This window comes from Dietzia maris (assembly GCF_014144855.1).
Classification (GTDB): domain Bacteria; phylum Actinomycetota; class Actinomycetes; order Mycobacteriales; family Mycobacteriaceae; genus Dietzia; species Dietzia kunjamensis.
In genome coordinates this window covers 1-7,624 of sequence record NZ_JAALDN010000015.1, presented here as the reverse complement: position 1 = coordinate 7,624, position 7,624 = coordinate 1, and the positions used below count along the sequence as shown (strand labels likewise).

Here is a 7,624-nt window from a genome sequence, read left to right as displayed (position 1 = left end):
GGCGGCCAGGCCACCACCGACGACGGCGCGGTCGTCCCGGGAGCCGGGCAGCAGGCCGGCAACGCCCCGGCGCAGCCCGCCCCCTGAGCAGCCCGCCCCTGACCTGACGGGTCGACACCACCCCCGAACGACGAGAAGAGCGTCCCGCACACGTTCCCCGAGAGGGACAGGTGCGGGACGCTCTTCGCGTTGAGCCGGCGGCCGGCCCCGGCCGCGCGACGGGTCAGTTGGCGGCGCTGCCGTCGAGGCCCGACCCGGTGAACTTCTCCAGCACGGGGGCCTCGTGGGTGATGGTGCCGTCTTCGACGCTCTCCCGGTAGGCGAGGTTGCCCACGCGGTTCGCGATCACCGGCGCCGTGCACACGGCGACGATCGCGGCCAGCACGAGCATGCCCAGGTCGATGTCCGGGAAGATCCGGATCCCGGCGCCGAGCAGGATCAGCACGAGGCCGAGGACCTGCGGCTTGGCGGCCGGGTGCATGCGGCTGAGGGTGTCGCGGAAGCGGACGAGGCCGATCGCGCTGGCCAGTGTCAGCAGCGCGCCGGCGAGGACGAACAGTGCGGAGATGATCTCCACCAGGTCGTTGGTCATGGGAGGGCCTCCTCGGGCGTTCCGACGGTGTCGTTCACGCGGAAACGGGCCACGGACACCGAGCCGAGGAACGCCACGAGGGCGAGCGCGACGAGCGCGGCGGCGGGGGTGGTGTCCTTGGACCAGGCGATGTAGATGCCGATGCCGCCCTGGGCGACCGCGACGAGCGCGTCCAGGGAGATCAGCCGGTCGAGGGTGTTGGGGCCGCCGACGAGCCGGATCATGGTGGCGAACAGCGCGGCCGTCAGCGCGATGACGGCCAGGCTCCAGAGGACGAGCGAGATGATGTTCACCGGGGGGCCTCCTGTCCCGGGGTGGGGCCGCCGGCGTCGTCCGCGTGGTGGGCCGAGTGCTCGGCTGCCTCCTGCTCCGCTTCGGCTCGTGCAGCTTCGGGCTTTTCTGCGTCGGTGTGGTCTGCGGCGGCGTGAGCTGGCGCGGCTTGGTTAGCGGCGTGGGGTGCGGATTCCGCGGAGTCCGCGGTGCCCACGGTCGTCGGGGCGCTGTCGGCGGGTGCGGAGTAGTGCTCCGGGCTCGGCTTCCAGTCCTCGTCGCGCTCGAAGGCGCGCTGGTAGAGCGTCTCGATGTGCGCGGTCTGGGATCTGAAATGCTCCACGGCGTCGTCGGTTCCGGTGTTCAGCACGTGGATGTAGACGTACCGGGCCGCGGGATCCACGCGGACGACGATGCCGCCCGGCATGAGGTTGAGGGTGTTGACGGCCAGCGCCAGTGTGAAGTCGGATTTCAGCCGCATCGGGGCGCGCAGCACGGCGGAGCGCGGGGGAGCCTGGGGCCGGACCGACAGCCAGGCGACGGCGATCGACGACCGGACGAGGTAGTAGGCCACCACGATCACCAGCCACACCATCGACACCGGCCGCAGCAGACCCTCGACGGGGACGCGGGGGAGCGGGAGGACGGCCATCACCACGGTCGCGACGATGAGTCCGGCGGCGATGGTGCCGATGTCGATGCTGCCCCACAGCAGGACCCAGGCGAAGGCCAGCCACAGGGTCATGAACAGGCGGGCGCCGAGTACCCGCGGCTCCAACGTCATCTTCCGGGCCATGTCAGCGCACCCCCGTCACGGAGTCGACGAAGCGTTCGGGTGTGGCGTCGGTGGGGACGGTGACGAGGTACTCGACACGCTCCCGGAGGCTTTCGGCGGCGCCGTCGGTGACCGCGAGCAGTGGGCCGGCGAAGACGGTCATGAGGAGCGAGACGACGATGAGCGCCCATGTCGGGGCCAGCATGCTCCACGGCATCCGCCCGACCTCGTCGCGCTCGTCGAACTCGACGTACTCGTCGGACGGCAGCAGTGCGAGCGGCTTGGCCAGCGCGATCGCGCCCTCGGGGGCGTCCGCCCGGGGCCGCCAGAACGCCTTGGACCACACGCGCACGACCACGTACAGCGTCAGCAGGCTGGTGACCATGGCGCCGGCGACGAGCACCCACATGAGGACCCCGCCGACCTCTGCGCCGGCCTGGACCACGGCGAGCTTGCCGACGAAGCCGGAGAACGGCGGGATCCCGCCCAGGTTGAGCGCCGGGATGAGGAACGTGACGGCGAGGACGGGGCTGACGACGCCGAGGGACCCCAAGCGGCGCAGGGAGGACGACCCCGCCTGCCGTTCGATGAGGCCCACGACCAGGAACAGTGTGGTCTGCACGACGATGTGGTGGCCGACGTAGTAGATCGCGGCGCTGAGCCCGGACTCGGTGGACAGGGCGATCCCGAAGATCATGTAGCCGATGTGGCTGACCAGGGTGAACGACAGGATTCGCTTGATGTCCGACTGGGCGATCGCACCGAGGATGCCCACGACCATCGTCAGCAGGCCGGCCACCAGGAGGACGCCGTCCATGCTGCCACCGGGGAACACCAGGGTGTGGAAGCGGATGATCGCGTAGACGCCGACCTTGGTGAGCAGGCCGGCGAACACGGCGGTGACCGGGGCGGGCGCGGTCGGGTACGAGTCGGGCAGCCAGGTGGACAGCGGGAACACGGCGGCCTTGATGCCGAACGCCACGAGGAACACGGCGAAGATGGTGTGCCGCAGGCCGTCCGGGACCTCGGTCATCCGGGTGGCGATCTGCGCCAGGTTGAGCGTTCCGACGGCGGAGTAGGTCAGTGCGATGCCCAGCAGGAAGACCATGGAGGACACCATCGATACGACGGTGTACGACACGCCCGCGCGCACACGTTCCTGGCTGGCACCCAGCGTGAGCAGGACGTAGGACGCGGCCAGCAGCATCTCGAACCCGACGAACAGGTTGAACAGGTCGCCGGCGATGAACGCCGCGTTCAGGCCGGCGGCCAGCGCGAGGTAGGTCGGCAAGAAGACCGAGGTCGGCTGGTCGCCGTCTCCGTCCCGGACACCCTGGCCGACGGCGTAGATGATGACCGTCAGCAGGATCACGGCGGACACGCACAGCATCAGCGCGCTGAGCCGGTCCGCGACCAGGGTGATGCCGACCGGGGCGTCCCAGCCTCCCACCTGGACGGTGTGCATCCCGTGTTGTTCGGTGAGCACCAGCAGGATGCCGGAGATGACCAACACCCCGGACAGGGTGGTGATCGTGATGACGTTCTGCACCCGCGGTCGGCGGGAGACCACCAGACAGAGGGCGGCCGCCAGCATCGGGGCGAGCACGACCGACGGGATGAGGTAGCCGAAGAGTTCGGGGGACATCACAGGTCCTCGTCCTTTCCGGCGTCCTTGTAGCGCTTCACGCGTCGATCGATCCGTCGGGCCTCCGCCTCGGCTCGGGCCCGTGCCTCCGCGCGAGCATCGGCCTCGGCCCGGGCCCGTGCTTCCGCGCGGGCTTCGGCGGCGGCCTCGGCTTCGGCCTCCTCGAGGTCCTCGTCGTCGTAGTCGACGTGGTCACCGAGTTCGGTGGGCTGACCGGTGGTGTGGTCGTCGGAGGCGTCACGGTCGGGGGCGGACCAGGCGTCGGTGGGGGACCGTCGGGCGATCTTCGTGTCCTCGACGTCGTCCGCGACCTCGTCCACGGTGGTGAACTGGTACGAGCGGTAGGCCAGCGCCAGGATGAACGCCCCGACACCGGCGGTGATGACGATGGCGGTGAGGATCATGGCCTGGGCCAGCGGATCGGAGTCGGTGGCGTTGCCGCCCCAGGTCCGGTCGCGGATGGGCGGGTTCCCGGGGGCGCCGCCCGCCGCCAGCAGCAGCAGGTTGACGCCGTTGGACAGGATCATGATGCCCAGCAGGATCTTGATGATGGCCCGCTCGAGCAGCAGGTAGACGCCGGCGGCGCTGAGGATGCCGGCCAGGAGCAGCAGTGCGAAGTCGGCGGTCATGGCATCCCCCGGGACGTCGTGCCCTGGTTCTCGGCGGCCTTCAGGCGCGCGGCGCGGCGGGCGGCCAGATCGGACCGCGGTGCGGCGCCGTCGACGCCGGGGACGCGGCGCAGGGAGGCGGTGGACGGCGAGTCGGTGGCGTCGACGTAGACGGCGCGGAGTTCCTCGAGGTCCTCGGCGTCCAGGTCGAGTCGGGCGCCGAGGCTGCGGAGGATGTCGAGGACGAGACCGACGACGATGAGGTAGACCCCCGCGTCGAAGAACAGGGCCGTGACGAACTTGACGTCCCCGAACACGGGGAGCGTCCCCTCGAAGGTGGCGCTGGACAGGGGAGGCGCCCCGAAGAACATGGACGCGGTCGCCGTGCCGGCGGCCAGCAGGAGCCCGAATCCGAGGATCCGGCCGGCGTCGATAGGGATGGCCTCCCCGAGTTCGTAGCGGCCGCCGGCGACGTACCGCAGTACGAGGGCCAGGCCCGCCACGAGACCGCCGGCGAAGCCCCCTCCGGGGTTGTTGTGTCCCGCGAAGAAGAAGAACAGGCTCAGGATCATCATGGTGGGGAAGATGAGCCTGGTGGTGACCTCGAGAACGAGGGAACGGGCCCGCGGATCGCGGACTGTCGCCCCGACCAGCCAGCGGCCGGGGGAGGCGCCGGGAGCCTCGACGACGATCCGGGCGGCCTCGATGCCCCGTCGGCCGGAGCGCGTCTTGCCGGCGTCGGCGAGGCGGGGCCCTGAGCCGTAGCGGCGGTTGCGGAAGACCAGGCTGGCCACACCGGTGGCGGCGACGAGCAGCACTGTGATCTCACCGAGGGTGTCCCAGGCGCGGATGTCGACCAGGGTGACGTTGACGGCGTTGGCACCGTTGCCGATGTCGTAGGCGAGGTCCGGGAAGACGGTGGACACGGCGGGCCGCTGGCGGGCGTTGATCGCGTAGGCGCCGACGATCACCACGAGCAGCCCCACCCCGATGCCGAGCCAGGCGCGGGTCCGGCGGAAGCCGTCCGACAACGGGACCTCGGCGGGCATCGTGCGCAGCACCAGGACGAACGCGACCATCAGCAGCGTCTCGACCAACACCTGGGTGAGGGCCAGGTCCGGGGCGCCGTGGAAGGCGAAGATGATGGCGACGCCGTAGCCGGTGACGGACATGCTGATCACCGCGGCGAGACGGTTGCGCAGGACGGTGGCGGCGATCGCGGCGACGGTCATGGGGATCATGACGAACAGCACGACCGGGTTGCCCGCCAGCTCCATCCGCAGGCCCTCGCGGGTGCCGACCATGAGAGACGCGAACGGGAACAGCACGAGGGTGAACAGGATGATGCCGAGCGTCAGCGGGAGGGAGCCGCGCTGGATGCTCGCGGTCAGGCGCAGGGACAGGAGGTCGAAGAAGCGCAGGACGGCGTCGTAGATGCGGTCGGCGTTACCCAGCGCGGGGGACTCGAACTGCATCCGCTCGACGGTCCGCTGGGCGACGTAGAGCATGGCTCCCAGCACGTACACGACCGCCGTGAGCGCCAGCGGGATGCCGACGCCGTGCCACAGTCCCAGGTGGTAGGTCTCGTCGCCGCGCCACGGGCTGCCGGGCGGGAACGCGACGTCGACGAACCGGACGAGGAGGTTCTCGACGGGCGCCGACCACAGGCCGAGCACGAGGCCGGCGACGGCGAGGACCGCGGGCACCGAGAGGAACATCGGGTTGACTGGCTTCGAGTCGGCGACGGCCGGGCTGATCCCGTCGGAGAAGGACGGCTTGTCCCGGAATGCACCCATGACCAGGCGGGCGGTGTACGAGAAGGTGAGCACCGAGCCCACGACGAGGCCCGCGGTGACGACGATCGCCGGCATCCCGTGCAGCCTCCCCTCGGCCAGCACGGTGGCGAACGCGGACTCCTTGCCGATGAACCCGAGGAAGGGCGGGAGCCCGGCCATCGAGGCGGCGGCGAGGGTGAAGAACACCGCCAGCGCGGGCCGCGTGCGACCGAGGCCCGACAGCTCGCGGATCTCGCGGGTGCCGGTCGTCTTGTCGATCACGCCGACCGCCATGAACAGGGACGACTTGAACAGCGAATGCGCCAGCAGCATGGTGAGCCCGGCGAGCATGGTGTCCCGGGAGCCGATGCCCACCAGCACGAGCAGGAAGCCCAGCTGGGACACGGTGCCGAAGGCCAGCACCAGCTTGAGGTCCGTCTCTCTCAGCGCCCGCCACCCGGCCATGAGCAGGGAGACCAGGCCCAGGGCGATGAGCGGTAGCTGCCAGGTGGACGAGCCGGACAACCCGGGACTGAACGCCGCGACGAGGAAGACGCCGGCCTTGACCATGGCCGCGGAGTGCAGGTACGCGCTCACCGGGGTGGGGGCGGTCATCGCCCCCGGTAGCCAGAAGTGCAGGGGAGCGATGGCGGACTTGCTCGCCGCGCCGATGATGAGCAGGGCGAGGGCCCAGTGGACTTGGGCCCCCGACGGTGGGGCCGCGACGATCTCGCTGAGCAGGTACGACCCGGCCTCCTGCGCCAGGATGATCATGCCGACGAGCATCGCCAGGCCGCCGAGGGTGGTCACCAGCAGTGCCTGGGTGGCGGCACGCCGGGACGAGGCCCGCTCGGCGTAGTGGCCGACCAGCAGGAAGCTCAGAACGGAGGTGATCTCCCAGAAGATGTACAGCAGGATCATGTTGTCGGCCACGACCAGGCCGAACATGACGCCCGCGAAGGCGACGAGCTCCGCGGCGAACAGGTGGAGTCGCGGTTCGGAGTCGTCGAAGTACCAGGTGCAGTAGAACAGCACCAACGCACCGACGCCCAGTGCGATGAGGGACATCAGCGCGGACAGGGCGTCCATCCGCAGGTCGAGCGCGAGGTGGATGCCGGGAGCCCACTGGATGGAGTCCGTGGGTACCCGGTCGAGGTTCGCGGCCACCCACACCGTGCCGGCGGCGGGGACCAACGCCAGGAGCGGGAAGGCGCGGCGTCCGAACCTGGACACCAACGGGATCGCGATCAGGGCGGCCACGGCATGGGCCGCGAGGATCACGATCACCGGCGGCTCCTCTCCTTGCGTCGAACGGACGACGACATGCGGACGTATCCGCCGCGAGGCGGCGGGGAGTCGGTGGTCGACCGGGGCGTGGTTCCTGTGGTCACTTTACAGAACGGTGTTTCTGACCCGTCTTCACCGCAGGTGGAGACGGGTCGCGGCGCTGAGCAGCGCCGCGATCGAGGCCTCGGTGGAGGTCTGCCCGAACCCGAGCGCCCACGTCTCGCGGCGACCACAGCTGGCGCGCAGGATGGTGCACCACGATCCGGCCTCGCCGAACGCGTGGCCGTCGTGCCGGTGGCCCTCGTACTGGTGGAACTGCTCGATCTCCGTGCGGGCGCCGACCTGCCCCAGCATGTCGGACATCGCGGTGACGTCGCCGCAGGACTCGGTGGTCAGGCGGCGGGCGGTGAACTCGCCGGGCGCGTCCCCGGCGGTACGGGTGGCCAGGATCGCCTCGTAGGCGGTGATGCCCCGGCCCAGCGGGCGGCGGGAGAAATCGGCCAGGTGGAAGCGGTCGGTGGACGGGGCGTAGGTGTCGAGCAGCGTGCGCCAGTCCAGGCCCGCGGCCTCGGAGGCGAACCCCCGTGGCAGGCGGCGGCCGAATCGGTCCGCGAAGGGGCAGGTGGGAGAGCCGGCGGTCGCGTTGGGCCGGCCGAAGGTGGGATTCGCCGT

General features: G+C 70.6%; 7 protein-coding genes. All 7 read right to left on the bottom strand.

Features of this window, described 5'->3' with window-relative positions; all coding sequences use genetic code 11:
- Nucleotides 1-223 precede the first annotated feature (223 nt).
- Nucleotides 224-592, bottom strand: coding sequence for a monovalent cation/H(+) antiporter subunit G (locus tag G6024_RS00515; protein ID WP_067719292.1), 369 nt, complete (start codon nt 590-592; stop codon nt 224-226).
- Nucleotides 589-816: a monovalent cation/H+ antiporter complex subunit F gene (locus tag G6024_RS00510; protein WP_235027698.1), complete on the bottom strand. Its 228-nt coding sequence runs from the start codon at nt 814-816 to the stop codon at nt 589-591. The genes G6024_RS00515 and G6024_RS00510 overlap by 4 nt, the downstream gene beginning before the upstream one ends.
- Nucleotides 817-881: 65 nt before the next feature.
- Nucleotides 882-1,658 carry a Na+/H+ antiporter subunit E gene (locus tag G6024_RS00505; RefSeq protein ID WP_159147573.1) on the bottom strand — a complete coding sequence of 259 codons (777 nt, stop codon included), beginning with the start codon at nt 1,656-1,658 and terminating at the stop codon, nt 882-884.
- 1 nt (nt 1,659) lies between these two features.
- Nucleotides 1,660-3,282 carry a Na+/H+ antiporter subunit D gene (locus G6024_RS00500; protein WP_194307158.1) on the bottom strand — a complete coding sequence of 541 codons (1,623 nt, stop codon included), beginning with the start codon at nt 3,280-3,282 and terminating at the stop codon, nt 1,660-1,662.
- Nucleotides 3,282-3,911: a Na(+)/H(+) antiporter subunit C gene (locus tag G6024_RS00495; RefSeq protein ID WP_159147571.1), complete on the bottom strand. Its 630-nt coding sequence runs from the start codon at nt 3,909-3,911 to the stop codon at nt 3,282-3,284. The genes G6024_RS00500 and G6024_RS00495 overlap by 1 nt, the downstream gene beginning before the upstream one ends.
- Nucleotides 3,908-6,952, bottom strand: coding sequence for a Na+/H+ antiporter subunit A (locus tag G6024_RS00490; protein WP_159147570.1), 3,045 nt, complete (start codon nt 6,950-6,952; stop codon nt 3,908-3,910). The genes G6024_RS00495 and G6024_RS00490 overlap by 4 nt, the downstream gene beginning before the upstream one ends.
- Nucleotides 6,953-7,084: 132 nt before the next feature.
- Nucleotides 7,085-7,624 (bottom strand): hypothetical protein (locus G6024_RS00485; protein WP_159147569.1); only part of this gene is annotated, 540 nt, incomplete at its 5' end.

What these genes read in the sequence shown, in the direction of transcription:
- G6024_RS00515 (WP_067719292.1), bottom strand. Translation starts at nt 592, where the DNA reads ATGACCAACGACCTGGTGGAGATCATCTCCGCACTGTTCGTCCTCGCC.
- G6024_RS00510 (WP_235027698.1), bottom strand. Translation starts at nt 816, where the DNA reads ATGATCCGGCTCGTCGGCGGCCCCAACACCCTCGACCGGCTGATCTCC.
- G6024_RS00505 (WP_159147573.1), bottom strand. Translation starts at nt 1,658, where the DNA reads ATGGCCCGGAAGATGACGTTGGAGCCGCGGGTACTCGGCGCCCGCCTG.
- G6024_RS00500 (WP_194307158.1), bottom strand. Translation starts at nt 3,282, where the DNA reads ATGTCCCCCGAACTCTTCGGCTACCTCATCCCGTCGGTCGTGCTCGCC.
- G6024_RS00495 (WP_159147571.1), bottom strand. Translation starts at nt 3,911, where the DNA reads ATGACCGCCGACTTCGCACTGCTGCTCCTGGCCGGCATCCTCAGCGCC.